The sequence below is a fragment of the Arthrobacter sp. UNC362MFTsu5.1 genome (genome assembly GCF_000685965.1).
GTDB lineage: Bacteria > Actinomycetota > Actinomycetes > Actinomycetales > Micrococcaceae > Arthrobacter.
This window is the reverse complement of record NZ_JMLE01000001.1, coordinates 484,051-509,377: the sequence shown is the minus strand read 5'-3', so window position 1 is coordinate 509,377 and position 25,327 is coordinate 484,051. Positions and strand designations below refer to the sequence as shown.

Genomic DNA, 25,327 nt, shown 5'->3' with positions numbered 1-25,327 from the left:
TCCTCTTCAAGTAGAAGGCTTGGGTGTATTCGGCGTCCAAGACCAAGATTCGATACGGCAAATAGGCTGAGCCTATTGATCGGCGTGCAGTTCCGCGACCTCCAGGAAGGCGCGGGCGGCCGGTGTCAGGTCTTCCTTCCGGCTCAGGATGGCAACATCGAGGTGGGACACGGGTTCGATGAGAAGTGTCCGCAGCCCGGCCTTGTGGGCCGTCGGAGCCCAGGACGAAGGCATCACCGCATGGCCCACACCGGCAAGTACCAGCGGCAGGATCGAGGTCCGGTGCGCCACCTCGACGACGATCTCCACGTTGACGCCGTGCGCCAGCGCGTCGTCCACGAGCCAGCGCATCAGCGATCCGCGCTGGCTGGCTATCAGGCGGTGCCCGCCGAGGTCCTCCCGCTGGATCGCCGTTCCCGGGTTGAACGTATCGGCCTGCGGGTTCACGATCAGGATCAGGGGCTGGCGTTCGAGCTCCAGGACCTGCACCCCCGGGACCCGGATGGGCGTTGAGGAACCGGCCAGTCCAATTTCGGTGCTGCCGGTTCGGACCGATTCAATGACTTCCTCGGGTGTGAAGGCGGCGCTGACGTTGAGCCGGACCGAGGGGTGCAGCCGGGTAAAGCCGGCGATCATCGAGGTCAGCGGTTCGATGCCGGGGGAGGGCATGGTGATGATGTCCAGCCGGCCGCTGCGCACGCCCCGCAACGCTTGCACCGCGGACTGCGCAGCGTCGAGGTCCCGCATCACCAGGCGTGCCGGCCCTACGAGTTCCTTGCCGGCCTCGCTGAGCACCGCCCGGCGGCCGATCCGGTGGAAGAGCGGCACGCCGAGGTCCTTTTCCAGGCCGGCGATGGTCTGGGACAGTGAGGGCTGGGCGATCAGGAGGTGCTCTGCCGCGCGGTTGAAACCGTCATGGTCAACAACGGCCAGGAAGTACTTCAGCTTTCGTGTGTCCACTCCGGCCCTTTCGCGAAATTTGGTCCTGACAGCCTACGCCCGTGACAATCGACCATGCCGTATCCGCAGCTCAGGCTCAATGCCGTTGCCCTCGAAAACAATATCCGTGTCATGGCGTCCTGGTGCCGGGAGCGGCAGGTGGACCTTGCCCCGCACGTGAAGACCACCATGTCCGCGCCGATCATCAGCCGCCAGGTGGCGGCCGGGGCAGCCGCCGTCACGGTTGCCACCGTGGACCAGGTCGCTGCAGTGCTGGGCTGGGGGCACCATCATGTCCTCATCGCCAACGAGGTGGTCGACCGGGACGGCCTCAGCCGCATACGGGCGTGGCTGGAGGAGGACCCCGGGCGGGAAATCCGCTGCTTCGTGGACTCCGAGGCGGGCATCAATGCCGCGGCGCAGGTGTTCACCGCTGCAGGGAACGTCCCCCTTGAGGTGATGCTCGACGTCGGGACGCCCGGCGGACGCACGGGGGTCCGCAGCCTCGGGGAGGCTGTCCGCCTCGCCGGGCTGGTCCGCGCCGCGCCGGGACTCAGGCTCGTTGGAGTTGCCGGCTACGAGGGGGTGGTGCCCAACAGTCGTGCGGAGGACACTGTCTCGGCCGTTGACCGGCACTGCCGGCTGGTGCGGCAGGTGTTTCTGGACGTGGCCCCGTACTTCGAAACGGCAGCCCCCGTCTACTCCATGGGCGGATCGGCTTTTCCGGACCGTGTGGTTGAGTTCCTGCCGGAACCCGGCCAGGTGCCGGGAACGCGGAGGCTCCTCCGGTCCGGCTGCTACGTCACCCACGATCACGGCACCTACGCCGGTGTCAGCCCGGTGCCGGGCCTGTTGCCGGCCTTGACCGTCCGCGCCGCGGTGCTGTCCACCCCCGAAGACGGGATCGCCGTCGTCGGCGCCGGCAAGCGGGACCTGCCTTACGACGCAGGGCTGCCGGTGGTCCTGGCGGTCCACACCGCTGACGGTGCCCCGAAGGGCGGGGCAACGGCTGTGGTGCGCAACCTCTATGACCACCACGCAGTCCTCACCGGCGTGACCGGCCTGGACGTCACCGACCTGGTGGACTTCGGCATCTCCCATCCCTGCTCCGCCTTCGACCGCTGGCCCGAATACGTTGTCACCGACGGAGACGGACGGGAGATCGAGGTGTGGCACACGGATTTCCACCGGTCCTCCCTGATGGCGCCGAGGCGGTAATCAGCCGGCGATGACGCTTCCCAGGTTCCGGTACTTGGCCAGCCGCAGCGGCAGCAGTTCGCCGGGACCGGCGGCCGACAAGGTGGCGAGCTCGTACTCGATGGCCTGTCCCATGCGCTGGCAGAATCCTCTTGGCTCAAGCGAGGCGTCCCCGTGTTCGGCACGGTTGTGTTCCGCACGGTTGTGTTCGGCGTCGCCCCGTTCGTCCACGATGTGTTCCACCAGGCCGTTCCTGTAGAGGGCCGCAACGTTGACGCCCTGCGCCGCGGACATGGCCGGGGCGAAGCCGGTGTTCCGGTGGACGATGGCGCTGGCGCCTTCGGGCGGCAGCGGCGACAGCCACGCGTGCTGGGCGGCGATGGTCCGGTCTGCGGGCAGAAGTGCCAACGCCCCTCCTCCGGCCCCTTGGCCGAGCAGGACTGAAACGGTGGGGGAGTTGAGCCCGATCATGTCGTGCAGTGACCGGGCAATCTCTCCGGCCAGCCCGCCTTCCTCGGCCTCCTTCGACAGCGCTGCGCCGCCCGTGTCTATGACCGTCAGCAGCGGCAGCCCCAGCTCCTCAGCCAGGCGCATGCCGCGGCGCGCTTCCCGGAGCGACGCCGGTCCCATCGCCGTCTGCCGCGACGGCCGGGGCCGGGTGTGGCCGATGACCACGCAGGATTCCTGGCCGAAGCGCGCCAGGGCAAGCTGCAGGCCGGGGTCCTTTTCCCCCTGCCCGGTGCCGTTGAGGGGCAGCACATCGCGGGCGCCGTAGGCGAGCAGCTGGCGGAGGTCCGGTCGGCGGGCGTTCCGCGAGATTTCGATCGATTCCCAGGCGCCGGCGTCGGACGGCTTGACGGCCAGCGTGCGCGGCGGCGCGGGCCGCGGGTGCGCGCCCGGGACCAGGATGCTCAAGGCGCGGTCCACGACGTCGGACAGTTGCCAGGGCGGGACCACCGCATCGATCAGGCCCTTGTCGAACAGGTTCTCAGCCACCTGGACGTTCTCGGGAAACGGTGTGCCGTGGAGGGCCTCATAGACCCGCGGTCCGAGGAAGCCGAGCAGGGCGCCGGGCTCGGCCACGGTGATGTGGCCGAGCGATCCCCAGGACGCCATGACCCCTCCTGTGGTGGGATGCCGCAGGTAGACGAGGTAGGGCAGCCCGGCCTGGCGGTGGGCGCGGACGGCAGCGCTGATTTTCACCATGGAGAGGAAGGCGATGGTGCCTTCCTGCATGCGGGTGCCGCCGGACGCCGGGCCGGCCAGGAGCGGCAGTCCCTCGCGTGTTGCCCGTTCGACGGCGGTGACGATGCGTTCCGCGGCTGCGAGCCCGATGGATCCGGCCAGGAAGCGGAACTCGCTGACGATGACAGCTACCCGCCGGCCCCGGATGCGGCCTTCGCCGGTGAGGACGGATTCGTCCACGCCGGTTTTGGCGCGGGCGGCAGCCAGTTCCTGCCGGTACTCGGGGCCGGGAGCGGGGTCAAGCACCGGCGTGTCCCAGCTCCGGTAGGACCCCGGATCGAGCACAGCGGTGATGAGTCCGGCGGCGTCCAGGTGTTTGGCCGGTTGTTCTGTCAGCATGGTCATCGGCTTTCCTTCTCCATCCGGGCGGGTGCGCTGACGGGTTCCGTTCCGGCTGTCCAGGTGGCGGCCAGTCCCAGCCACTGCCGGATCTGATCGCCGTCCTGGTCCAGAAGGGGCGGGGCCGTGTGGGTGGTGAGGGTCGTTTCGTTGGTGTCGGCGGCGGTGAAGAACCGCAGCGGCGGACCGGGCAGGCTCACGGTGCCCAGGAGCTTGTGCTCGACGTCGATCACCAGGCCCTGCGAATGGACCTGGTCCCAGGCGTAGACCTCGTCCAAGGTGCGGACTTTGCCTGCCGGAATGCCGGCGTCGTTGAGCTTGGTGAGCAGCTCCTCGGCTCCATAATCGGAGAACGCGTTCTCCACTTCCTCGATGACCTTCTCGCGGTTGCGCACCCGCTCCGCGTTGCTGGCGAACTCGGGCCGGGAGGCGTCGATACCGAAGGTCGAAGCGAAAGTGTTCCAGAGCTTCTCGCTGCCGACACTGATCTGGACCCGTCCCTGCCGGCAGTGGAACAGGCCGTAGGGGGCGATGGAGGGGTGGTGGTTGCCCTGGGCCTTCGGAACTTCGCCGGCCACTGTTGCCCTGGTGCCCTGGAAAGCGTGCACCCCGATGAGGGCGGCCAGCAGTGAGGTACGCACAATCTGCCCTTGCCCGGTCCGTTCGCGCTGCAGCAGCGCCGCGAGGGTGCCGAACGCGCCGTACATGCCGGACAGGAGGTCGGCGATCGGAACGCCCACCCGCTGGGGGTCGTCCGGTCCGGAGCCGGTGAGGGACATCAGTCCGGCCTCGCCCTGCAGGATCTGGTCGTAGCCGCTGCGCCGCGATTCCGGCCCGTCGTGACCGAAGCCGGTGATGGACAGGATCACCAGTGCCGGGTTCAGCGCGTGCATTTCCGCGGCGGAGAAGCCCAGCCGGTCCAGCACGCCGGGGCGGAAGTTCTCGATGACGACGTCGGCGCGTTCCAGCAGTTCGCGCAGCACTGTCCGCCCGTCGTCGTTCTTCAGGTCCAACGCGATGGATTCCTTGTTGCGGTTGCAGGAGAGGAAGTACGTGGCCTGCGGGTCGTCTTCTGGGCCGACGAACGGGGGACCCCAGCCGCGGGTGTCGTCTCCGGTGCCGGGGTTTTCCACCTTGATGACCCGGGCGCCGAGGTCGGCCAGCATCATGCCCGCGTGCGGGCCGGCCAGGGCGCGGCTCAGGTCCACCACGAGGATGCCCGAGAGGGGCCCGTCGGTCCGGAGCGTGGATTCAGTGCTCTGCATGGGATTCCTTCTGTTGCTCATCGATTTCTGGGTTGACGCCTGCTGGATGTCCGGCGGACTACAGCCACCCCGGAACCACCATCACCAGCCAGGCGATGGCGGGTCCGGCCACGACGACGATGCCGCTGTAGGCCAGGATCTGCTTGTAGAACTTGTCCTTGTCCACGTCTTCGGGCGCGTTGGCCAGCACCAGAGCGCCGTTGGTGGAAAACGGGGAGACGTCAACGATCGTGGAGGCCACGGCGAGGGCGGCGATGACCCCGACGGCGCCGATCTCCCCGGAGGCCAGGAACGGCACCGCGAGGGGAATGAGCGCCGCCAGGATGGCGGTGGAGGAGGCGAAGGCCGAGACCACGGCGCCGATGTAGCAGATCAGCAGGGCCGCGAGCAGCGGCATGCCCAGCTGCGCCACGCCGTCGGACACGAACTTGATGGTGCCGGCTTCCTCGAGGACGCCCACGAAAGTGAGCATGCCGCAGAGGAGCAGGACAGTGGACCAGCTGATCTTGTTGACGGCGCCCTTCTGGGCGGCGGGGGAGACCAGGGCCAGGACCATGGCGATGGTGATGGAGACGAAGCCGACGTCAACCTTGAATCCCAGCGAAATCACGGCCAGGGCGATCAGGCCAAGAATGGTGACCAGCTGGGGAACGGAGGCGCGGGGGGTGCCCGCCGGCTCTTCGCCGGCCCCGGCTGAACCGTTGGTGGTGCTTTCCGCGGAGTTGCCTGATGTGCCCTTGGAGGAGACGCGGGCGGAGGAAATGTCGGTGCCCGAGCCCTGCAGGGTGACGCCGGCGGTCCGGGCCCCCACGCTCATGGCCATGCGCTTTTCGGCGGCCTGCTCCACGAATCGGCCTCCTGCGGAGGAGCCGGCCTTGTTTCCGCCGAGAACGATGAACAGCACCAGTGCAATGGCGAGGTTGAAGACGAAGCTCGCCAGGAAGATTGCCATGGGGCTGGCTTCCAGTTCCGTCTTGGCGATGATGCCGTTGACAGTGACGCCGTAGACGGCGATGGGCGAGAAGCCGCCGGCCTGCGCCCCGTGGATCACCATCATGCCCATCATCAGCGGGTTGATTTTGTGCCTGGCCGCGAAGCTGAGCGCTATCGGGGCGATGATGGCGACGGCGGCCGGCGAGAGTGCGCCGACAGCAGTGATGACGGCGGTGATGGCGAACATGATCCACGGGATCAGGGCCACTTTGCTGCCCACCAGCCGCACGGCGCCCCGGACCATGAGGTCAATGGTGCCGTTGTTCTGCGCGATGGCGAACAGGTAGGTGACGCCGACGATGGTCAGGAAAAGGCCGCCGGGAAAGTTGGCGAGGATGTCGTTCGTGGACATCCCCAGGACAACCGAGCCCAGCAGGAATGCCCCCACAAAGGCCAGGGCACCCATGTTGAGCGGGAGCACAGTGGCCAGCAGGAACATCACCGCCAGGATGATGATGGACAGGACAGGAGCGGACATCGTTGTTCCTCCGGATCGATCGTTGGGGATTTAATTGGCTTAGTGGCCTAGCCTCCTAGACACTAGGTGTCTCTGTCAATAGTTCTCCGGTACCCTTGGGTTTGAGGACCACGCCGAAAGGATGCAAATGGCAAAGCAGGCGGCAGCGCAGCAGATCTCCCGCGTTTCGCGGCCCAGGCTCTATGAGCAGCTCGTGGAGCAACTCATGGAGTTCATCGAGGCCGCCCAGCTGGGCCCGGGCGATACTCTTCCGGCGGAGCGCGAACTGGCCGAGCGGCTGGGGGTGTCACGCGCAACGCTGGCGCAGGCCCTGGTGGCCCTTGAGGTGCTGGGAGTCATTGACGTCCAGCACGGCACGGGGGCGGTGCTGGTCTACCGCCCCAATGTCCCGTCGGTGATCAAGGGGCTGCGCGAACATCGGAACCGGTTGCCGGAGATTGTGGAGGCGCGAAGCACGCTTGAGGTCAAGCTGGCCGAGCTGGCAGCGGCAAGGCGCAGCGATGATGACATGAAAGCCATCGACAAGGCGCTCGACGTTATGGCCGGGGAGGTGGCCTCGGGCGGCCGGGGGGCGCACGGGGACGAGTTGTTCCACCAAGCCGTGACCGCTGCCGCCCACTCCGCGGTGCTGGCGCAGCTGATGACTTTCATTGCCGGAATGGTGCTCGAAACGCGGCTTGAGTCACTCGGCCAGCCGGGACGTCCGGAGCAGTCCCTTGCGTCGCACCGCAAGATTGCCGACGCCATCAGGGCCCGGGACTCCGCGGGCGCTGCTGCCGCCATGCTGGAGCATATCGACCTCGTGTCCGATGTGGCGCTGCTGAAGAACTCCTAAGTCGGCCCCGTGGCGGGCGTCTAAAGCCGGCTTCGATAAGGATGCAACATACTTGCAGGTTCAAGTAACCGCCTGTACGGTTAACTTCAACCTTCAAGTAATTTGCCCCCTTACCGAATGCTGAGGCACCAGATGACCGTTGTGTCCGAGACCCGCATGCCGGCGGCCACGGCACCATCCGCGGCCGCCCTGCGCAGCAGGGTCACAGTCCCTTTGCGCTTTCCCGATGGCTACACGGCCACGGCCGAGGTGCTGACATTCCACGGGCTGGCCGACGGAAAGGAGCACCTGCTCCTGGCCCTGGGCGCGTGGGAGCAGGCGCTGTTGGACCCGGCACGGCTGGACCCGGCAGGGCCGCTGGTCCGCCTGCACAGCGAATGCCTGACCGGAGACGTGTTCGGCAGCCAGCGCTGTGACTGCGGTCCGCAATTGCGGGAGGCGGTGGAAAAGATCAGCGCCACCGGAGGATTCCTCCTGTACCTCCGCCAGGAAGGGCGCGGCATCGGCCTGTACTCCAAGCTCGACGCCTACGCCCTGCAGGACACCGGCCTGGACACGTACGAAGCCAACGTGGCGCTGGGACACGGCGAGGACGAGCGCGACTACACCGCTGCCGCCCAGATGCTGGGTGCCCTCGGCGCCACGAGCGTCCGCCTGCTCACCAACAACCCGGACAAGGCCGCACAGCTCACCGCCCTCGGAATCAGCGTTACGGAGCAGGTTCCCACCGGGGTCCACCTGTCGCCGGCCAATCACGCATATCTGGCCGCCAAACGGGACCGCACCGCACACACCCTCTTCCTCCCGCAGCCGGCAGTCCCAAGCCACGACGAGATGCTGGCCCGTGTTGATGCCCTGATTCCACGCCTGCGGGAGCGCGCTGAGGAAACCGAGCGAATCCGACGGATTCCGGAATCCACGATGGAGGATTTGAGGGAGGCCGGCGTCTTCCGTGTCCTCTCGCCCAAAGCTGTCGGGGGCTACGGCATGGGGGTTGAAACATACGTCGAAGTGGTGCGCCGGCTCGCGCGGGGATGCCCTTCCACGGCGTGGACGGTAGGACACCTGATTGAGCACGTCTGGATGCTCGCCCGCTGGCCCCGCAAGGTTCAGGACGAGGTCTTCGCCAACGGGGCGGCGCCCCTGGCTGCCGCCACCGGCGCCCCGGTGGGGGCAGCTACCAGGGTTCCCGGCGGGTACGCCATCTCAGGCCGTTGGACCTTCGCCTCGGGAGTCATGCACTCGGAGTGGGCCCTCCTTGCCGTGCAGCACGGGGACGTCCGGCTGCAATGCCTCGTTCCGGTGTCCGACGTCGAACTTCTGGACGTGTGGCACACGGCGGGGTTGCGGGGCACCGGCAGCAACGACGTCCGGGCAGACGAGCTTTTCGTACCGGACCACCGGGCGCTTGACTGGGCCCTCCTGGGCGCAGCGGACAATCCGGGCAGCCGGATCCACCCGGACCCGATCATCCATACCCCTATGGCCACACTTCTGAACCTGGTGGCGCCCGCCGCCGCCCTGGGAGCTGCGGAACACGCCGTCGAGATGTTCCGTGAGCGGGTCCTGGTGCGCAAGGTCAAGAACACGCTGGAAGATCGTCAGGCCGATTCCCCCCTCGCGCAGGCGCGGTTCTCGCACGCCTACGGGCTCGTTGCCACGGCCCGGCTGCAATGGGAGGAAGCCATCCGGGTGGTCACTGCTTCCTATCAGCGACGGCCCATGACCATGACGGACCACGAGCGGGCCGCCTACCGCCTGTCGCTGGGCCTCAGCGGCGAGGCGTCGGCCGAAGCAGTCCGCGTCATCATGGCGGGATCGGGCGGAAGCGCGCACCGACTTTCGAATCCGCTGCAGCGGATCCAGCGGGACGTCGACGTACTGCTCAACCATCCGACGTTGACCCTGGACCCGATTCTTGAGCAGGCTGGCCGCGGGCTGCTGGGCCTCGGGTTTACTGTTCCCGCGTTCTAGCGATTGAAGCTCGGCCCGGCCCGGCGTAAAGTCCATCGGACCACGGAAGCGAGGTGTCGATCATGGGGCAGCTGATTGTCCAGGAATTCGTTACCGCAGACGGGTTCGCTGCCGACGCGAATAACGAATTTACGGCCTACGAGATGCTCGAAGGTGGCACGGCCGAATTCGACCGGAGCCAGGTGGCGTGGCTCGATACCGTCGACGCGATGGTGCTCGGGGCCGCGACCTACCGGATGTTCGCTGAATTCTGGCCCACTCCGGCGTCCGATGGTGAGGTTATCGCGCCAGTACTCAACGCGTTGCGCCGCTTTGTGTTTTCCCGGACGCTGAAAAGTGCGCCGTGGGGCAACCTCCCCGAAGCCACCGTCGAATCCGGTGATGCCGTTGAGGCAATCCGGCGCATCAAAAGCGAAACCGTGGGCAGCGTCGTGCTCTGGGGCAGCCTGACGCTAGGTGAAGCTTTTTTCAAGGCCGGGGAAGTTGACGGGGTGCGGCTCGTGGTCATGCCCGTCGCGATCGGCGCCGGGCGGGGTGTGTTCCCTGCCGGCCAGGATCCCGCCCTCCTGCGCCTGCTGAGCGCAAAGACGTACGACGCCGAGCTGGTTGAGCTTGAATATTCCCTGCGAACCGCCGGAGCTACTGCCCCAGGACGGGGAGCAGCTGGCGGTTCCTGATCCGTGACTCGCCGAACTGGAGCACCAGCGGCTCGACTTCCCACGATTTGCCGCTCCGCGCCCTTGGGGTGCCGACGGCAACGTGCGGTGTCCAGTGCGGTGACCTGAAGCCGAGGGCGCGGGAGCTGAGGATGAAGTCATCGACGTTGTCCACCAGCAGCCCGTCCAGCAGGTCATGGAGGGCCTGGACAAGTGAAACCTGGTAGTCGTGGACCCGCTCCGGGACGTCGATTTCGAGACATGACACACTGCCGCCGCCCAGCACGATCAGCCGTTCGGTGCTGCTCGAAAAGGCTTCCAGGACCGGCAGTCCGTGCAGCCAGGCAACCGTGCTGCGGGCGGCGGCCGAAGCGCTCGTGTAACCCCTGGTCCACTCCGAGACGTCCTGGCAGAAGTCGTCGAGCACGCCGAGGTGCAGCAGGGTCATATGGAGTCCCCGCGGCCGGCGCAGGGCGCGGACGTATCGGCCGAGTTCTTCGTAGTCGGAGGGGCCGGAACCTACACTGACCACCGGAGCTTCCACCGTGATGCGTGCAACCGGGTACATTCCAGGCCCCTCCTGACCGCGCTAACAGCTGGCTGTGAATGCCATTATCCGCCTGCGTGCTCGACTTCGGGCTCAGCCCGCAAGCGGGCGCAGAGCCTCAACAAGGGGAGTGGTGGGCCGCCCGGCCAGCCGCGCGAGGTCGCCGGTGGTCTGGGCCAGTGCACCGTCCCGGATGTTGCCGTCCAGTGCTGCGAGGAATCCTGCCGTTGCAGGGTCAAGCCCGGCAGCCTCCAGGGCGCTGACGTGCTCTGCTGAGCTCACGGGCCGGTAGCTGACGTTGCGCTCCAGCACCGTGGAGAACGCCGATGCCAGTTCCCCGAAGGTCCAGGCGTAGTCGCCGGACAGTTCGTACACCTTGCCTTCATGGCCGGTTGTGGCCAGGACGGCGGCGATGGCTGCGGCGTAGTCCGCCCGGGTGGCGCTGGCCACGCGTCCCTCACCCGCGCTGGCCAGCAGCGTGCCGGTCTCGCGGGCGGTGAGCAGGGCTGTGGCGTAGTTCTCCGTGTACCAGCCGTTGCGCAGGAAGGTGAAGGGAAGGCCGCTGGCGCGGATGGTCTCTTCGGCCCTCGCGTGGTCAGGGGCCAGGACGAGCTCGGTGGTGTCAGCGGCCAGGACGCTGGTGTACAGAATGTGGGCAACCCTGGCCCGGACAGCTGCGCCGATGACGGTTTCGTGCTGGGTCGACCGGTTCTGGATGTCGCTGCCGGAGATGAGGAGGAGGGTGTCGCCTTCGTTGAGGGCGGCGTCAACGGTGGCCTGATCGTCGTAATCCACCGTCGCGGTTGTGACGCCGTGAGCCGCCAGTTCAGCCAGCTGCTCAGCGGACCGCCCTGCGGCCACGATCTGCTCGGCCGGTACGCCGCGGCCCAGCAATTCCTTGACGACGAGGCGCCCCAGCTGGCCGGTGGCTCCTGCAATGACAATGGACATGAGATTCTCCTTGATTACCTTGTTGACCGGAGCCTTGTTCGTGCGGCTTCCGCTATGGGCAACTGCCCCCGAACGGGAACAATTCCGACGCCGGATGATGCACTTTGAAGTGCAATAGGCACCTTCAGGTAAGTAATGGAAAGGGCAGCGCCGGTATCAGGTGCCCTGCGCTTCAACCCCTGGCGGCAATCTCTTCCACTGCCTTCGACAGTGCGGCCATGGATTCGGGGCCACCGTGTCCCTCGTCTTCGATGATCACAAGCTGGCTTGATTGCCATCGCTGTTGCAGCTGCCATGCGGTGACCGCGGGACCACTAATGTCGCGGCGACCATGGATGAGGTACCCGGGAATACCGTTGAGCTGGTGTACACGAGGAACGATTTCCTGACCGTTAGCCAGGAATCCGTCATGGGCCCAGTAGTGCGTCACCAGGAGCGCGAACGTCATCCGCTCCCGCTCGTCTTCGAATAGCACACCAGGGCGCCAGTTGGGGTCCAGGGAAATGTGCGTGGACTCCCAGCGGTCCCAGGACAAAGCGGCACTGCGAGCGTCGTCGCGGTCCTTCCCGGCCAGCCGGCGTGCGTAGGCCTCGACTAGGCGTTCACCCGGCTTTGCCTTGGCTGCATCCGAGAAGTCCTTCCAGGCTTCGGGGAATATCCGTCCAACATCTTCGGTGATCCATTGGATCTCGTCGCGGCTTGTCGTTGTCACCGCGGCCAGGGCGACACCGAGGACCCGATCCGGGTGCTGGAGGGCATAGGCCAGCGCGAGCGTGCTGCCCCAGGAAACGCCTGTGACGATCCACTTCTCAATCTCCAAGTGCTCGCGCACCGCCTCAATGTCGCCGATCAAGGCCTGAGTAGTGTTCTCGGACAGGTGATCCAGATCGTCCTGGACAATCGGAGTGCTCTTGCCGCATCCGCGTTGGTCCAGGCCGATGATCCGGAAGCGAGTCGGGTCATGCCGTTTACGGTAACCCCCTTGTCCAAGGGAACCACCGGGTCCGCCATGCAGGTAAAGGACCGGGGTGCCTTCAGGTTCTCCGGTCGCTTCCCAGTAGATTCTGGCATGGGGCACGTCCACCCAGCCGCTCCGTGTCCTGGTTCGCATGGTCATCACTCCTCTGCTGCCACGATGTCCAACACATGCGCATAGTTCTGCTGGAGAGTCGGTATCCCCGTGGTTAGGCGTCTGTTGGCGACGGACACCACTGAAACGGCGGTGTTCCGGGTGACGCGGACGCACGGGTCGCCTTCCACCACCACTTCCCAGTGCGCGCCCGGAACGGTGTGGGTGAGAAGGTCACCGTAGAACATGCCGATGGCGCGGACCAGCTTGGCCAGAGTGGCCCGGTCAGTGCGGCCATCCATGAGGCGGTCGACCGCGGCGAGGCCCTCTTTGGAGCGTGGAAGCTCCTTCCCGAGAGAACGGAAGTGGGCCAGGAGTTCGTCGTACCCACCAACGTTCGTGGGAGGAATGGCAGGCGCGGCCGGTGCGGGTTTGTATTCCGCGTAGCGGCGGGGAAGGCCAGCCGGCAGTCGCTGCAGAGGTTCGTCGGAGTCGCCGCGGTCCGTCATCTCGAAAGGCTACGCTCGTGCTAACCGGATCGGGAACCTTTTCGGGTCCTGCGGACACTACAAGGCATGAGGCTAATGGGGGAAACCGATGAAGAGCTGTGGCGTGAGTGCACCACCGGCAACGCCGACGCATTCGGGGCCCTGTTCGACAGGCACGCCGACGCGGTCTTCCGGTACTGCCTCTCCCGGTGTGGTTCCTGGCACGACGCCGAGGAACTCGTCTCGATCACCTTTCTGGAGGCGTGGCGGCAGCGGGACAGGCTCAGGCCGGAGAGGGACACAGTCCTTCCGTGGCTGCTCGGGGTAGCAACGAACGCGAACCGCAACCGCGCCAGGGGGTCCCGGCGACACGCTGATTTCCTAGCCAGGCTGCCGCACTCGGATCCCCGGCACGGCGGACACGAAGCAGACCATGCGGAGGCGGTTGCTTCGAGGCTCGATGCTGAACGTGCCGTCCGCGAACTGCTCGAGACGACCGCGGGACTGAACGACGGCGAACGGGACGTCGTTGTCCTGTGCCTGATGAACGGCATCGGCCAGGACGAGGCCGCCAGGACCCTCGGCGTACGGACCGGGACAGTGAAATCGAGACTGCACCGGGCACGGGCCAAGCTGGCCGCCATGAACCGGGACCCGGAGCCCGTCGAACAACTCGACACGACTACCGTTGAAGCGAGGCTGTCATGAATCTGTCTGAAGTGACCTACCCGAAAGACACGAAATACCGCGTCCAGAACCTCCTCGTGCAGGAAGCGCGGCGGAAGCCGAACCTTTTCCGCCGTCCCCGTCGAACCCGTTTGTGGCTCACAACAGCGGCCGCCGCTGCGGTTGTGGCACTGGTTGCGGGAGACGTCGTCGGGCTCGCCGGCTGGCGTGGCGGAGCGACCGCGCAGGCCGCAGAAGTCCTCAACAATGCGGCGGAGACGGCGATTATGACAGCTGATCCCGTCGTGAACCCGGGCCAGTACCTGAGGGTCAAAAGCACCAACGTCTGGGGCAGCGCGTCCACCGAGGCTGATGGTTCCACCTACGAGTGGCTGGACACGGAAAAACTTGATTTGTACATTCCGGCCGATCCCGCTGATGAGTGGGTGTGGGTGCGATCAGGGCGGGTACCCACGACATTCTTCGACGCCAGGACCAAGGAATACGTCGAAAAGAACGACTTCAACCCTTTGCCCGAGCTGCTGCGCGCACCCAACGGATCCTTCTATGGAAGCCCCGGCGGGTGGGTTCATACTGACATGTCCGCGCTTCCCCGCGACCCGTACCGGCTGCTGAACAGCATCTACAAACAGACACTGGGGAAAGGCCAGTCCGTCGACGGCGAAGCGCTGGTGTTCATCGCCGACCTCCTCAGGACAGGTGTTGTGCCGGCCGACCTGCGTGCCGCCCTCTACAAGGCCGCGGCCATGATCCCGGGCGTGACCATCACGGAAAACCAGGCAAATCTGGACGGCCGCACCGGTATCGCCATCGGACGAACTGAGGAGGGCCCGTCCAAGACGCGTCAAGAGATCATCATCGACGCCGCAACCGGGCTCCTGATCGGTGAACGGGCCATCCTTACTGAGCCTCAAGGATCCATGCCGGCAGGAACCGCCATCGGCTGGACCGCCATCGAAACATCTGTCACCAACACGGCACCCTGAACCGTGTGGCCGTAGTCTCTGGCTGTGAAACAAATCCTCATAGACCAGGTAATTGACACCGACTACGGACAGCTTGACCTGGTCTGGACTGAGGACGGTGGTTTCGATGGAGACTTTGACCGCTTCTTCGCAGGCCAGGTCAATGGCCTGGTCGGCGCATCCGACGCGGCTGGCGTGTATCTCAACCTCGCCCGCAGGTCAGGGGGCTCGTCGGTCCGCATCGTCCTGTCGGATGAGCCGCCCGCGGGTGAGGATGCCTCCTGGGAGGACGTCGTCGAGGTTTCCTTCTACCTTCCCGCAACCCGACATCATTGTGCGCACGGGGACCGAGGACGGCCGATACTGGCACAACGAGCTAGGTCGTCGTCGCTGAGGTCAGCCTTGACTGCCGGGCCGTAGTCCCGGCCGCAACGGCCACGGGCGCCAGCCGCCGGCCACTTCACGCAAACGGTTTTCCGCGTCCCGGAGGCGCACGGCGTCGACCGGACCGGGTTCACCGCTCCCGCTTTCAGATCCGGAGCCGTCCACCGCGGTCAGCGCGTATTCGCTCCATTTCCGGCTGCCAACCGGGTAGCGTTCGCGGTAGCCGCCCGCCGCCACGGCAAGCACCAGCATCTCCATCCGGTCAGCCGTGGTGCCGGCCGTTTCGTCGCAGGCATCGCAGCCGCAGACCGGAAACGGGAAGTCATGCAGCATACCGGCATGGATCAGAACCCCCGGATACCCCGTGAACACAAACGTCAGCGGCGCAGCTTCGGCGCTGCGCGGCGTGACCTTGACAGCCTGCAGCACCTCGCGGGCCTTCATGAGCACCTCCCCGGCATGGACCGGATCGCTGTCGACGTCGACGTCGTAGGCGGCAGCCAAGTGATCGATCAGGGCCGAGGCCATGGCGTGCAGTCCCGCGAAGCGCTCCGGATGGCTGTCGACGCTGTAGGACTCCGGTGCCGGACCGTCGGCGCCCCACTGCCGGCCGTAGGGAATCAGTACACCTTCCGGTGAGTAATACGCCGTCGTCGGCAGTAGCGGCCGGACATAGCGCGGCTGGCCTGCCAACGGCGCAACCGGCGGAATGTGCGCGGGCGGAACCGACGGTGATTCCACCTCTTCCTCAGCCCAGTCCGACAACGCCGTCACGAGGCCCGCTACGGACTCGACGTCGGCGCTGCGCAGCGCCACGAGCAGCCGACCGACGTCGAACTGCCTCTGCCGGTTTCCCACGAGGGGAGAGCTGCCTTGCGACGCAGTCCACCGGGCGTCCGGCCTGAGCCCCGCGATGGTGTTTCCGGCGAACACGGCTGCCGCGGCGCCCACGGCGCTGTCACGATCAATCTCGGCAGCCCATTGGTGCAGGCACCACAGGAGCCTCGCAGGGTCCACGGCAAGCTCCTCCGCCTTCACGCCATGGTCGGCACAGAACCCGATGAACGCGGAGTAACCTGCCAGATGCCGGACCTCGGCATCACGGCCCGGCCCCTGCGCATACAGTGCCCCGCTGCGTGAGACCGGTTCGGGCAAGCCGGTGGCCGCACCCTCGAACAAATCCTCTGTACGCCCCATATCGAGATCCTAGCCCCGGACCAGGCGACGAACGGAGGCGTGCCTGAGGAAGCCGGTCTACCATAGGCTCCTCGACGTCGTTCCGGCTCCGGGACAGCCACAGCCGGACGCGAGAACCTGAAGGGGAGGCGGCCATGCCGTACCGCATGGGCAGGCGTGTTTCGGCTTGCGCCGGCGTGGCTGCGGTCATTGTGTCCGCGTCGTTGTCTGCTTGTGGGGTTTCCCCGGGGAACGGAGAACCGCCCTGCCTTCCGCCCGCCTATTCGGTGGCCCCGCCCAGTGCCAGGGCGGGCGACCCGGTGACGGTCCAGGCGCCGGATGCTGACTGCAATCCCCGGTACGGCAAGGACGCCCGCATCCAGGTCACCCTCACGGATGCGGCCGGCATAAAGGTCATCAACACCACGGCCCCCATGACAGACGGAGGCGCCTTCACTTATACGTTTGTTGTCCCGGCGACTGCAGCTGCCGGACCTGCTGCGGTGGAGGCGGTGCCCTACGGCGTTGATTGGTGTGATGATACCGGCAGGAACAACCGCGCCGGCGGAACCGGGACTACCCTCGAACGAACGTCGTGTGCCGCACGAACAGAGCCCCTAACCATCGTCCGCTAACCACAACGGAAGGGCGCATCAATGACAGCCCGCAACACACGTTCCGCCGGTGCCCCGTGCCGGGTGGACACATTCCAGCCCGATCCCCGTGCTGCCATGGACTTTTACGGCCCGCTCTTCGGCTGGAGTTTCGACGATCCAGCGCCGATGCCGTCCGGGCTCGTCGGCGACTACTTCACTGCCCGTCTCGGCGGGCGGCCGGTGGCCGGAATCGGCCAGGCTCCGGCGTCGTCCCGGCCGTCGTGGAACACCCACATCCGCGTCGAAGACATCGGGCTGAGCCTCGTCCGCGCTGAGCAAGCCGGCGGCAGGCTCCTGGCCGGGCCGTTTGGCGCTGGCTCGGGAGCCGCCCTTGCCGTGGTGGCCGACTCCACCGGGGTTCCATTCATCCTTGAGGAAAGCGGCCGGGGCGACGAAGCCGTGCTGGCCGATGTCCCGGACTCCTGGGCGATGAGTTCGCTGCACACTACGGATATTGAAGCAGCAGCGTCGTTCTACGGCACCATGTTCGGCTGGGAACTCGATTCCGTGCCGGACGCCGGCTTCGCGCTCTGGCGCCTTTCAGGTGACGTCGTTGCCGCCGTGACGGCCACCGACGGCGTGACAGTCCCTCCGCACTGGAGCGTCAATTTCGCCGTCCGCGACGCGGACGCCCTGGCAGAGCACGCCGCCGCCCTGGGCGGCACCATCCTGCTGCCGCCGATGACCACGCCGGGGTTTCGCAACGCCGTGATCGGCGACCCGCAAGGCGCGTTCATTGCGGTCAGCGCACCGGCAGGCTGACGCTTCCTGTTTTCGATTGGAACAATCCCGGCCGCGAGAGTGGGCACAATGGAGGCGTGACTTCTCCGCTCCTCCCGCCAGCCGCCGGACCCAACCCGCCCTTCGCTGTGGACGCCATCGGCGCGGGCCTGGCCTTTGCCGCGTCGCTGGGGGAGCTGGCGGACGCCCTGCGTTCCGGAGGACCGGGCGGGACTGCCGTGGTCCAGGCACCTCCCGGAACGGGCAAGACCACCCTCGTTCCGCCATTGCTCGCCAACATCGCTTCCACCGGGTCCGTCCCCGCACCGGCCACCGCCGGACGGAATGCCCGGAGCCCGCGCGTGGTGGTGACCCAGCCGCGCCGTGTCGCAGCACGGTCGGCGGCACGACGGTTGGCGGCCCTGGATGGCAGCCGGCTCGGGGACCGCATCGGCTACACGGTACGCGGCGAACGGGTTTGCGGGGCGGGCACCCTGATCGAGTTCGTCACGCCCGGCATCCTGCTGCAGCGGTTGCTGTCAGACCCGGGACTGGAGACAGTGGACGCCGTGATCCTCGATGAGGTGCACGAGCGCGGGCTGGAGACCGACCTGCTCGTGGGCATGCTCGCCGAGGTCCGTGAGCTGCGCGGCGACCTCATGCTGGTGGCCATGTCCGCCACCCTGGATGCGCCGCGCTTCGCTGCCCTGCTCGGGGCGGGAAACGGCGGGAACGACGACGGCGGCCCGGCCCGCGTGGTCGACTGTCCTTCCGCGCTGTTTCCCCTGGAAACCAGCTGGGCCCCCGCTGCCGTCGCGCGGCTGGATACGCGTGGAGTGACCCGGGCGTTCCTGGACCACGTGGCGGACACCGCGGCGGCATCACATGCCGAGGCCCTCGCGGCGGACGCAGACGTGGACGCCCTGGTATTTGTGCCCGGCGCATGGGAAGTGTCGTATGTCGCGGCCCGCCTCCGCAGCCGGGCGGATGCCGAGGTGCTGGAGCTCCACGGCCAGGCAAGCCCGGCAGAACAGGACCGTGCAGTGTCGGGGCGGGAACCCGGCGGGCGGGCCAGGATCATCATCTCTACGGCGCTGGCCGAATCCTCCCTGACCGTCCCGGGAGTCCGGCTGGTCATTGATTCCGGACTGTCCCGCGAGCCCCGGCGCGACACGAACCGCGGCATGTCCGGGCTGGTAACCGTGTCCTGCTCCCGCGCCTCTGCCGTGCAGCGCGCCGGACGCGCAGCACGCCAGGGCCCCGGCCGGGTGGTCCGGTGCTATGACCAGAAGACGTTCGGAGCAGCCCCTGCCCACCAGGTCCCGGAGATCGCGGTGGCAGACCTGACCGGAGCAGCTCTGGTCCTGGCTTGCTGGGGATCACCCGGCGGGCGCGGCCTGGCCCTCCCTGACGCCCCGCCTGTGGCGGCCATGGAGGAGGCTGTCGAGGTCCTCCGCGAGCTGGGTGCCGTAGGTCCTGACGGTCTCGCGACGGAGCTGGGCAAGATTTTGGCGCGGGTTCCCGCCGACCCGCGCCTGGCCCGCGCCCTGTTCGAAGGCGCCGCAAGCGCCGGCCACCGTGCTGCGGCTGAGACCGTCGCCGTCGTGGCCGGAGACCAGCGCGCTCCGGGCGCTGACCTGACCCGGCTGCTGGCCATGCTGCGTTCGGGCAGCGATCCGGCGGCCCGGCGCTGGAAGGAGGACGTCCGGCGGATGGAAGCGATCGTCCGCACCGAAGGCGCCGCCGTCGGTAAATCCCAGGCCGTGCCTCAGGTGGCCGGCGCGGAGGCCGTCGGGTTCGTGGTCGGCCTCGCTTTCCCGGACCGCGTTGCGCGCCGCGTCCCGGGTGCGGGGGAGCGGTATCTGCTCTCGTCCGGAACCCGGGCCGGCCTTCCGGCAGGCAGCCCGCTGTCAGGACACGAGTGGCTGGCGGTCGCTGAGGTGTCACGTGCTGAAGGCCGCGATGCCGCGGGTACCGGCGCCGTCATCCGTTCCGCGGCTCCACTGTCGGCTGACACGGCGGAGGCTGCGGCCCGGCATCTGATGAGTGAAACCGTGGAGGCCGGATTCGACCAGGGCCGGGTCAAGGCCCGGCGCGAGCGCCGGTTGGGTGCGATCCCGCTTTCCTCGACGCCGGTTCGGCCGTCAGCCGCCGAGGGCCGCGCAGCCGTTGCCCGGGCGCTGGCGAAGGAAGGGCTGGGAACCATCGGATGGTCGACGGCGGCGGACGCCTTGCGCCGCCGCCTCGCGCTGCTGCACCGGGAATTGGGCGCACCCTGGCCGGACGTTTCCGAGCACGCGCTGCTGGCCCGCCTTGACGACTGGCTGGCGCCCGAACTCGAGGTGCTCGCCGGCGGGAAGGCCACAGCCGGCATCGACCTCACCGATCCGCTGCGGCGGCTCCTGCCGTGGCCCGATGCCGCCCGGCTGGGAGAACTGGCGCCGGAGACGCTGGAGGTGCCGAGCGGTTCGCGCGTGAGGATCGATTATCCGGACGCAGGGCACGACGACGGCAGGCCGGTGGTGGCGGTCAAGCTCCAGGAATGCTTCGGCTGGGCAGAAACACCGCGGTTGGCGGGCGGACGGGTCCCGGTCCTGTTTCACCTCCTGTCACCGGCGCGGAGGCCCCTTGCGGTGACGGATGACCTCGCGTCGTTCTGGTCCGGACCTTACGCGCAGGTGCGGGCTGAGATGCGCGGCCGCTACCCGAAGCATCCCTGGCCGGAGGACCCCTGGACGGCCCCGGCCACCGCCCGGACCAAGAACAGGATGTAGTGCTGACGCAGGCAGCCCGGCCTCAGTCGACCGTGATGCGTATCCCGGCCACAGCCCCGGTCCAGGGACCGCCGGGGTCCTGCCGCGTCAGATGGACTCCGACATATCCGGGCTGGAGTTCCACCACCTGGGACAGCACTCCTGAGCAGTCCAGAACGAGCGCCGGCAGCTCCGGACCGGTCCGCGGATCCTGGGAAAGTGAAATCTGGACGTCGTCGAGACCCACACAAGCCGCCGTGACCGTGTGCGCACCCGCAGCCTTGACCGTGGCGGTCTTGCTGAAGCCCACGCCTGGTCCGTCGGCCGGGCCGGACTCGTCAAGAAGCACAGACCCGGCCGCCAACGAGAGACGCTTCTTCAGCTCGGCGTAATTTCGCGTTTCGATGTCCAGAATCTCCGGGCCCTTCGCCGGGACGGACGGCGCAGGACGGCCGCTGAAAACGGAAGCGGCTGTTGGCGGGGGATTGGCGGCGTCCTCGTACGCACAGCCGGCCATCAACACACTCAGCACTGCCAGCCCCGCGGTACAGCGGCCCGGCCCCGTTCCCCCACGACGCGACATGGGCCGAGTCTACGGACAGTTCGCTCATCGGCAAGGCAGGCCGGTCCGGTTTCTTACGGATTCCTTAAGGGCAGGAGGCGAAGCTTGTCCTGGCGGCAACCGTCCGCCGTGCCCAGAAGGGAAGTGGCCCATTGACCGAAGTCCACCGAGTCCGAAACGAACCACGTCCGGTAAACACAACCGGCACAGGCCAGGCGGCAGCCCGTCGTGGTCTGCTGGAGCTTCCCCAGGTTCGGCATTGGATCATTTCAGCAGTCCTCCTGGCCGCCGCGGTTCTCGCGCTGGGTCTGACCGTGCAATCGCTTCCTGGGGAGAGCGCCGTTGAACTGGGCGTTGACCAGGACCTCAGCCGGCACCATGCCGCCGTCCTGACGGTTGCAGCGATGGTCCTGAACGTGGCCTTTGGTCCTGTTTTCGGTCTGGTTGCCATTGTTCTGATCGCCCTGGCGGTGCTCCTGGTCCGCAGGTCGTTGGTGGATGCGGCCACCTTCGGTGTGTTGGCGGCGTCGGGGTGGGTGGCGAGCGAATTCTTCAAGCTCCTTGTCCGGCGGGACCGGCCCAACCCCGGCATGTTGTTCGACCCACTGGCACCCGAAACCGGCTCCGACAGCCTCCCGAGCGGCCATGTCTCGTTCGCCATCACCCTTGCTTTCGCCCTGTATTCCCTGGCCCGCGGGACACGCTGGGCGCGTACGGTGGCCGCCCTGGGTGTGGCCCTGGCCCTGGTCGTTGCGTGGTCGCGGGTGTATATCGGGGTCCATTACCCGTCTGATGTGGCTGCATCGTTCCTCGCGGCCGGCGCCGTCCTGATACTGCTCACGGGGCTCTGGAACCGATTCGCTGGCCGGATGTTTCAGCTTTTGCGCATCAACACAGCAACCCCGCAGCAACTCTCCTGAGGAGGTCCCTGTGAATATTCTTCAGGCACTTACCGGCTCCCCGGCCTTCGACGCTTCAGCCGGCGTTCTTTCCCTTTTTGACCCGGCAAGCATGCTGCAAGGCATGGGACCGGCGGCCATTGGCGTGATCGCCGCGATGGTCTTCGTCGAATCCGGAGTCCTGTTCCCTTTCCTGCCCGGGGACTCGCTGCTGTTCACCGCCGGGCTGCTGCACCAACAGCTGCAACTCACCCTGCCGGTGCTGATCGGCGTCGTTACGGCGGCGGCAGTTGGCGGTGACCAAGTGGGCTACCTGCTGGGCCGCAGATTCGGCAGGCGGTGGTTCACAGATGATGCCAGGGTGCTGAAAACTGCACACCTGACCCGGACTGAGGAATTCTTCGACCGCCACGGTGGGCCGGCCATCGTGCTGGCCAGGTTCGTTCCGATCGTCCGCACGTACGCACCCCTGACCGCCGGCATCGCCCGCTACGGGTACAAGGCCTTCACTGCGTGGAACATCATAGGTGCGCTGGTCTGGGCCGCCTCCGTGACCCTGTTGGGCTCCTGGCTCGGCCACTTCGAAATCATTGCCCGGAACATCGATGTGATCGCCATTGCCATGGTGCTTCTGTCCGTGGTGCCGTGGGGAGTGGAACTTCTCAAACGGCGCCACAAGTCCCGGGCCACGGAAACGGACGCAGCCGGGGACGAAATGCCTGCGAGGGAACCGGCCACGGAAGAATAGCCATTATGAGTTCAACAGAGGATGTCCCTTCCCTGCTTCTGGTCGAAGACGACGCCGTCCTGGGACCGCTCGTGGCCGAGCTCCTTGGCATCGACTACCGGATCCGCCTTGTTGCCAATGGCAGGGACGGCCTTCACGCCGGTCTGACTGAAGTGTGGGATGTGATGATCATCGACCGCGGGCTGCCTGGCATGGACGGCGTCGAACTCATAAAGGCCCTGCGTTCGAAGGGCATCACCGTTCCGATCCTCATTTTGACGGCCCTCGGTTCCACGCAGGACAAAGTCGACGGGCTGGACGCCGGTGCCAACGACTACATGACCAAGCCGTTCGACGCCGCGGAACTGAACGCACGGCTCCGCGCATTGACCCGCAGCTTTACCCTGCCCCGGACATCACTCGGCATCGGGGATTGGGAGCTGGACACCGCTTCCAGGTCCATCCGCTCGGTGTACGGGCCACTGGTTTCGCTCACTGCGAAGGAGACCGAACTCCTGGCCGCGCTGGCCAGCGAGCCGGAACGGGTCTTTACCCGCGTCGAACTGATCACATCCCTGTTCCAGCCCACTGACCAGCCCGGCGTCATCGACACCTACGTCCATCACCTTCGCAGGAAGATCTCCAAAGCGGTGGTCCGCACCGTCCACGGTGTGGGCTACCAGATCGGCGACGCCCATGAATGAGGCGAACATGAATGAGACGACGCCCCCCGGCGACAGCCCCGACCATGCCACTCTCCGAACGGCCTCGCTCAAAGTGGCCCTCCGGATAAGCGCAGCATGTGCAGTGATGGTTCTGTGCCTGCTCTCCGGAGCCGCCCTGTACCTGATGAACCAGCTGGCCCACCCGGAACTGCCTGGTTCGGGAGCGCCCGCGGCGGACTATGCCTATCTCGACGCGAAGGACCTGCTCAAAGCCCTGATCATGGCGGGCGCCGCCGGGATAGTTCTTGCCGGGGGCATCGGCTGGGCAAGCGCACGCAGCGCCATCCGGCCATTGGCGGACGCGCTGGCATTGCAGCGGAGGTTTATCCAGGATGCCAGCCACGAACTGCGCACGCCCTTGGCAATCCTGGATGCCCGGATCCAGCTCGCCCAGCGCGACGCTGTCCCGGACTCGACGGAGGGCCGGGCACTGGACCGGATCCGTGGGGACACTGCCGCATTGACCAGCATTGTCAATGAACTCCTGCTGGCCGCGACCGGGGCTCCACCGGAACCATCGACCGAACCGGTTGACCTTACCGCCATCACTGCCTCCGTGGCCGAGAGCCTTCAGCAGCTGGCAGGACAGCGGGACATCAGCGTCGTGGTCCGCAGCGATGGCCGGCCCCTGGCCCGGATTGACGAGGGCAGCCTGCGCCGGGCCGTGCTTGCGCTCGGCGACAACGCCTTGGCCCATACGCCCGCCGGCGGCCGGATCACGCTCACGGCGTCAGCTGAGAAGCAACTCGCGGTAATAAAGGTGGCGGACACCGGCACCGGCGTAAGCGGGGTGGACCAGTCTCGGATCTTTGATCGATTTGTCAGGGCGCAGAGCCCGCAGGGCGCGCAGCGGAGCTTCGGCATCGGACTGGCTCTGGTCCGTGATATCGCTACCAGTGCCGGCGGCACCGTACAGATCGCACGGACCGGGCCGGACGGAACCACCATGCGTTTGGCGCTCCCATTGGCCGGAAAACCGAATTCGCCAATTCCGGGATCCTTCTGAAAACTCTTGACCGGCGATACTTACCGATATATCGTTAAGTATCGCCGATGGTCGGCGACCGTAATATACAAAGGGGGATGCCCTCATGAGAGGCATTCACGACAAATTTTCAGACAACGGCCCGGAACGTGGACGTTTCGAGCGCGGACGCAGCCGGCGCGGACCCCACGGGCACGGCGGTGGCGGCTTCGGGAAGGGATTCGGCGCGGGTTTCGGCGCCGGCTTTGGGCCGGGATTCGGGCCGGGTTTTGGACCGGGCGGCCCGCGCCGGGCGAACAGGGGCGATGTCCGCTCCGCGATTCTGTCGCTCCTGGCCGAGGCCCCGTCCAACGGGTACGGCCTCATCAAGACAATCACGGAGAAGACGTCCGGCGCGTGGCGTCCGAGTCCGGGTTCGGTGTACCCGACGCTGCAGCAGCTCGTCGACGAAGAGCTCATCACGCCCGTCGGTGAGGGCCGGCGCACCGAATTCACACTCACCGATGCCGGCACGGCGTACGTGGCCGAACATGCCGAGGAACTGGGGAACGCGTGGAACACCGATCCCGAGGGCACCGGACCCGCCTTTCACCAGAGCGTCGGCAAGCTCATGGGCGTCATCCACCAGTTCCGGGTCGCGGCCACCGACGAACAGCGTCTGGCCGCCGTCGAAAAGATTGATGAAGCCCGCCGGGCGCTGTACCTGATCCTTGCGGAGTGAACCCGGCAAGGACCCGGAGTGCCATGTGAGGTAACCGATACACACCGGAAACCTTGCGTCGTTGCCGCGAAACATTGCACCGTTAGGCTCATTCCTACTTGGACACAGCGGTCCACGCAGCGAACGGAAGGACACACCATGATGACTCTTTTGAGCACGTTGACACTCTCCCTTCATTCCGGCTGGAAGGACAAGGACCCGCATGCCGGCGGTGCGGGTTCCATGGGCGCTTTCCCGAGCGGGCAGCTCTCATCCACCCCCTGGGAAGGGTGGTGGCACGACGAACCCTAGCCCCGGAGGCCAGGCCCAGCATCTCCCTCTTGAAGTTCAGTCGCTTCAGGGTGTCGAATCGTCTTACAGAGGCCGCATGGCGGCTCACGACTAAGACGCC

At 66.8% G+C, this 25,327-nt stretch carries 26 protein-coding genes; 16 read left to right on the top strand and 10 right to left on the bottom strand.

The window, feature by feature from the left end:
• Window positions 1-72: 72 nt before the first annotated feature.
• Complete coding sequence (locus BS38_RS0102450) at window positions 73-960, bottom strand: LysR family transcriptional regulator (RefSeq protein WP_028269365.1); 888 nt, start codon at window positions 958-960, stop codon at window positions 73-75.
• A 54-nt stretch (window positions 961-1,014) separates the two neighbouring features.
• Between BS38_RS0102450 and BS38_RS0102445 the strand changes: the two genes are divergently transcribed.
• The gene (locus BS38_RS0102445) at window positions 1,015-2,157 is read left to right on the top strand and encodes an alanine racemase (protein ID WP_028269364.1); all 1,143 of its coding nucleotides are present in this window, start codon (window positions 1,015-1,017) and stop codon (window positions 2,155-2,157) included.
• On the opposite strand, the gene BS38_RS0102440 is transcribed toward BS38_RS0102445, so the two are convergent.
• From BS38_RS0102440 to BS38_RS0102430, 3 genes are read right to left on the bottom strand one after another with little or no spacing between them, the layout of a single operon-like run.
• Window positions 2,158-3,720 (bottom strand): carboxyl transferase domain-containing protein, encoded by a 1,563-nt coding sequence (locus tag BS38_RS0102440; protein WP_028269363.1) that lies wholly within the window; start codon window positions 3,718-3,720, stop codon window positions 2,158-2,160.
• Window positions 3,721-3,722: 2 nt separating this feature from the next.
• On the bottom strand, window positions 3,723-4,985 hold the full coding sequence (locus BS38_RS24195; RefSeq protein WP_043437373.1) for a CaiB/BaiF CoA transferase family protein: 1,263 nt from the start codon (window positions 4,983-4,985) through the stop codon (window positions 3,723-3,725).
• A 58-nt stretch (window positions 4,986-5,043) separates the two neighbouring features.
• Entirely contained in the window at window positions 5,044-6,456 is a 1,413-nt protein-coding gene (locus tag BS38_RS0102430) for an SLC13 family permease (protein WP_028269362.1), read from the bottom strand.
• 127 nt (window positions 6,457-6,583) lie between these two features.
• Here BS38_RS0102430 and BS38_RS0102425 point away from each other — a divergent pair, with 127 nt between their 5' ends.
• From BS38_RS0102425 to BS38_RS24190, 3 genes are all read left to right on the top strand, one after another.
• On the top strand, window positions 6,584-7,291 hold the full coding sequence (locus BS38_RS0102425; protein ID WP_028269361.1) for a FadR/GntR family transcriptional regulator: 708 nt from the start codon (window positions 6,584-6,586) through the stop codon (window positions 7,289-7,291).
• 117 nt (window positions 7,292-7,408) lie between these two features.
• A complete protein-coding gene (ribA, locus tag BS38_RS27795) occupies window positions 7,409-9,265 on the top strand; it encodes a GTP cyclohydrolase II RibA (protein ID WP_269319483.1) in 1,857 nt (618 codons plus the stop codon).
• Window positions 9,266-9,327: 62 nt separating this feature from the next.
• On the top strand, window positions 9,328-9,942 hold the full coding sequence (locus tag BS38_RS24190) for a dihydrofolate reductase family protein (RefSeq protein WP_051628690.1): 615 nt from the start codon (window positions 9,328-9,330) through the stop codon (window positions 9,940-9,942).
• On the opposite strand, the gene BS38_RS0102410 is transcribed toward BS38_RS24190, so the two are convergent.
• From BS38_RS0102410 to BS38_RS0102395, 4 genes are all read right to left on the bottom strand, one after another.
• Complete coding sequence (locus BS38_RS0102410) at window positions 9,905-10,489, bottom strand: hypothetical protein (RefSeq protein ID WP_028269359.1); 585 nt, start codon at window positions 10,487-10,489, stop codon at window positions 9,905-9,907. The two genes, BS38_RS24190 and BS38_RS0102410, sit on opposite strands and share 38 nt — an antisense overlap.
• Window positions 10,490-10,561: 72 nt before the next feature.
• Window positions 10,562-11,419 (bottom strand): SDR family oxidoreductase, encoded by an 858-nt coding sequence (locus tag BS38_RS0102405; protein ID WP_028269358.1) that lies wholly within the window; start codon window positions 11,417-11,419, stop codon window positions 10,562-10,564.
• A gap of 172 nt (window positions 11,420-11,591) precedes the next feature.
• Window positions 11,592-12,536, bottom strand: coding sequence for an alpha/beta fold hydrolase (locus tag BS38_RS24185; protein WP_043437370.1), 945 nt, complete (start codon window positions 12,534-12,536; stop codon window positions 11,592-11,594).
• Window positions 12,536-12,997 (bottom strand): DUF6278 family protein, encoded by a 462-nt coding sequence (locus BS38_RS0102395; protein ID WP_028269357.1) that lies wholly within the window; start codon window positions 12,995-12,997, stop codon window positions 12,536-12,538. The genes BS38_RS24185 and BS38_RS0102395 overlap by 1 nt, the downstream gene beginning before the upstream one ends.
• 75 nt (window positions 12,998-13,072) lie before the next feature.
• On the opposite strand from BS38_RS0102395, the gene BS38_RS24180 reads away from it, so the two are divergent.
• Genes BS38_RS24180 through BS38_RS0102380 form a run of 3 tightly spaced genes read left to right on the top strand, consistent with a single transcriptional unit; the run spans window position 13,073 to window position 15,048 of the window.
• Window positions 13,073-13,684, top strand: coding sequence for an RNA polymerase sigma factor (locus BS38_RS24180; RefSeq protein WP_051628670.1), 612 nt, complete (start codon window positions 13,073-13,075; stop codon window positions 13,682-13,684).
• The gene (locus BS38_RS26390) at window positions 13,681-14,649 is read left to right on the top strand and encodes a CU044_5270 family protein (RefSeq protein WP_051628669.1); all 969 of its coding nucleotides are present in this window, start codon (window positions 13,681-13,683) and stop codon (window positions 14,647-14,649) included. The genes BS38_RS24180 and BS38_RS26390 overlap by 4 nt, the downstream gene beginning before the upstream one ends.
• Window positions 14,650-14,673: 24 nt before the next feature.
• The gene (locus BS38_RS0102380) at window positions 14,674-15,048 is read left to right on the top strand and encodes a hypothetical protein (protein WP_028269355.1); all 375 of its coding nucleotides are present in this window, start codon (window positions 14,674-14,676) and stop codon (window positions 15,046-15,048) included.
• On the opposite strand, the gene BS38_RS26385 is transcribed toward BS38_RS0102380, so the two are convergent.
• The gene (locus BS38_RS26385) at window positions 15,025-16,209 is read right to left on the bottom strand and encodes a DUF6226 family protein (RefSeq protein WP_156037041.1); all 1,185 of its coding nucleotides are present in this window, start codon (window positions 16,207-16,209) and stop codon (window positions 15,025-15,027) included. The genes BS38_RS0102380 and BS38_RS26385 overlap by 24 nt on opposite strands.
• A gap of 266 nt (window positions 16,210-16,475) precedes the next feature.
• Here BS38_RS26385 and BS38_RS0102370 point away from each other — a divergent pair, with 266 nt between their 5' ends.
• From BS38_RS0102370 to hrpB, 3 genes are read left to right on the top strand one after another with little or no spacing between them, the layout of a single operon-like run.
• Window positions 16,476-16,823, top strand: coding sequence for a hypothetical protein (locus tag BS38_RS0102370; RefSeq protein WP_231510985.1), 348 nt, complete (start codon window positions 16,476-16,478; stop codon window positions 16,821-16,823).
• A 21-nt stretch (window positions 16,824-16,844) separates the two neighbouring features.
• Window positions 16,845-17,606, top strand: a complete 762-nt coding sequence (locus BS38_RS0102365) for a VOC family protein (protein ID WP_028269353.1) — start codon at window positions 16,845-16,847, stop codon at window positions 17,604-17,606.
• 56 nt (window positions 17,607-17,662) lie between these two features.
• Entirely contained in the window at window positions 17,663-20,338 is a 2,676-nt protein-coding gene (gene hrpB, locus BS38_RS0102360; RefSeq protein ID WP_028269352.1) for an ATP-dependent helicase HrpB, read from the top strand.
• A gap of 22 nt (window positions 20,339-20,360) precedes the next feature.
• On the opposite strand, the gene BS38_RS0102355 is transcribed toward hrpB, so the two are convergent.
• The gene (locus BS38_RS0102355) at window positions 20,361-20,900 is read right to left on the bottom strand and encodes a hypothetical protein (RefSeq protein ID WP_028269351.1); all 540 of its coding nucleotides are present in this window, start codon (window positions 20,898-20,900) and stop codon (window positions 20,361-20,363) included.
• Between the two features lie 293 nt (window positions 20,901-21,193).
• On the opposite strand from BS38_RS0102355, the gene BS38_RS0102350 reads away from it, so the two are divergent.
• The 6 genes from BS38_RS0102350 (at window position 21,194) to BS38_RS27000 (ending at window position 25,227) form a co-directional block, all read left to right on the top strand.
• Window positions 21,194-21,799, top strand: a complete 606-nt coding sequence (locus BS38_RS0102350) for a phosphatase PAP2 family protein (RefSeq protein ID WP_269319482.1) — start codon at window positions 21,194-21,196, stop codon at window positions 21,797-21,799.
• A gap of 10 nt (window positions 21,800-21,809) precedes the next feature.
• Window positions 21,810-22,526, top strand: a complete 717-nt coding sequence (locus BS38_RS24165) for a DedA family protein (protein ID WP_231510984.1) — start codon at window positions 21,810-21,812, stop codon at window positions 22,524-22,526.
• Window positions 22,527-22,531: 5 nt separating this feature from the next.
• Window positions 22,532-23,209, top strand: a complete 678-nt coding sequence (locus BS38_RS0102340) for a response regulator transcription factor (RefSeq protein ID WP_028269349.1) — start codon at window positions 22,532-22,534, stop codon at window positions 23,207-23,209.
• Between the two features lie 7 nt (window positions 23,210-23,216).
• Entirely contained in the window at window positions 23,217-24,236 is a 1,020-nt protein-coding gene (locus BS38_RS24160; RefSeq protein ID WP_051628667.1) for a sensor histidine kinase, read from the top strand.
• An 85-nt stretch (window positions 24,237-24,321) separates the two neighbouring features.
• Window positions 24,322-24,936 (top strand): PadR family transcriptional regulator, encoded by a 615-nt coding sequence (locus BS38_RS0102330; RefSeq protein ID WP_028269348.1) that lies wholly within the window; start codon window positions 24,322-24,324, stop codon window positions 24,934-24,936.
• A gap of 138 nt (window positions 24,937-25,074) precedes the next feature.
• Window positions 25,075-25,227 carry a hypothetical protein gene (locus tag BS38_RS27000; protein ID WP_156037040.1) on the top strand — a complete coding sequence of 51 codons (153 nt, stop codon included), beginning with the start codon at window positions 25,075-25,077 and terminating at the stop codon, window positions 25,225-25,227.
• Window positions 25,228-25,327: the final 100 nt, after the last annotated feature.

What these genes read in the sequence shown, in the direction of transcription:
- BS38_RS0102445 (WP_028269364.1), top strand. Translation starts at nt 1,015, where the DNA reads ATGCCGTATCCGCAGCTCAGGCTCAATGCCGTTGCCCTCGAAAACAAT.
- BS38_RS0102440 (WP_028269363.1), bottom strand. Translation starts at nt 3,720, where the DNA reads ATGCTGACAGAACAACCGGCCAAACACCTGGACGCCGCCGGACTCATC.
- BS38_RS24195 (WP_043437373.1), bottom strand. Translation starts at nt 4,985, where the DNA reads ATGCAGAGCACTGAATCCACGCTCCGGACCGACGGGCCCCTCTCGGGC.
- BS38_RS0102430 (WP_028269362.1), bottom strand. Translation starts at nt 6,456, where the DNA reads ATGTCCGCTCCTGTCCTGTCCATCATCATCCTGGCGGTGATGTTCCTG.
- BS38_RS0102425 (WP_028269361.1), top strand. Translation starts at nt 6,584, where the DNA reads ATGGCAAAGCAGGCGGCAGCGCAGCAGATCTCCCGCGTTTCGCGGCCC.
- ribA (WP_269319483.1), top strand. Translation starts at nt 7,409, where the DNA reads ATGCTGAGGCACCAGATGACCGTTGTGTCCGAGACCCGCATGCCGGCG.
- BS38_RS24190 (WP_051628690.1), top strand. Translation starts at nt 9,328, where the DNA reads ATGGGGCAGCTGATTGTCCAGGAATTCGTTACCGCAGACGGGTTCGCT.
- BS38_RS0102410 (WP_028269359.1), bottom strand. Translation starts at nt 10,489, where the DNA reads ATGTACCCGGTTGCACGCATCACGGTGGAAGCTCCGGTGGTCAGTGTA.
- BS38_RS0102405 (WP_028269358.1), bottom strand. Translation starts at nt 11,419, where the DNA reads ATGTCCATTGTCATTGCAGGAGCCACCGGCCAGCTGGGGCGCCTCGTC.
- BS38_RS24185 (WP_043437370.1), bottom strand. Translation starts at nt 12,536, where the DNA reads ATGACCATGCGAACCAGGACACGGAGCGGCTGGGTGGACGTGCCCCAT.
- BS38_RS0102395 (WP_028269357.1), bottom strand. Translation starts at nt 12,997, where the DNA reads ATGACGGACCGCGGCGACTCCGACGAACCTCTGCAGCGACTGCCGGCT.
- BS38_RS24180 (WP_051628670.1), top strand. Translation starts at nt 13,073, where the DNA reads ATGGGGGAAACCGATGAAGAGCTGTGGCGTGAGTGCACCACCGGCAAC.
- BS38_RS26390 (WP_051628669.1), top strand. Translation starts at nt 13,681, where the DNA reads ATGAATCTGTCTGAAGTGACCTACCCGAAAGACACGAAATACCGCGTC.
- BS38_RS26385 (WP_156037041.1), bottom strand. Translation starts at nt 16,209, where the DNA reads ATGGGGCGTACAGAGGATTTGTTCGAGGGTGCGGCCACCGGCTTGCCC.
- BS38_RS0102365 (WP_028269353.1), top strand. Translation starts at nt 16,845, where the DNA reads ATGACAGCCCGCAACACACGTTCCGCCGGTGCCCCGTGCCGGGTGGAC.
- BS38_RS0102355 (WP_028269351.1), bottom strand. Translation starts at nt 20,900, where the DNA reads ATGTCGCGTCGTGGGGGAACGGGGCCGGGCCGCTGTACCGCGGGGCTG.
- BS38_RS0102340 (WP_028269349.1), top strand. Translation starts at nt 22,532, where the DNA reads ATGAGTTCAACAGAGGATGTCCCTTCCCTGCTTCTGGTCGAAGACGAC.
- BS38_RS24160 (WP_051628667.1), top strand. Translation starts at nt 23,217, where the DNA reads ATGAATGAGACGACGCCCCCCGGCGACAGCCCCGACCATGCCACTCTC.
- BS38_RS0102330 (WP_028269348.1), top strand. Translation starts at nt 24,322, where the DNA reads ATGAGAGGCATTCACGACAAATTTTCAGACAACGGCCCGGAACGTGGA.
- BS38_RS27000 (WP_156037040.1), top strand. Translation starts at nt 25,075, where the DNA reads ATGATGACTCTTTTGAGCACGTTGACACTCTCCCTTCATTCCGGCTGG.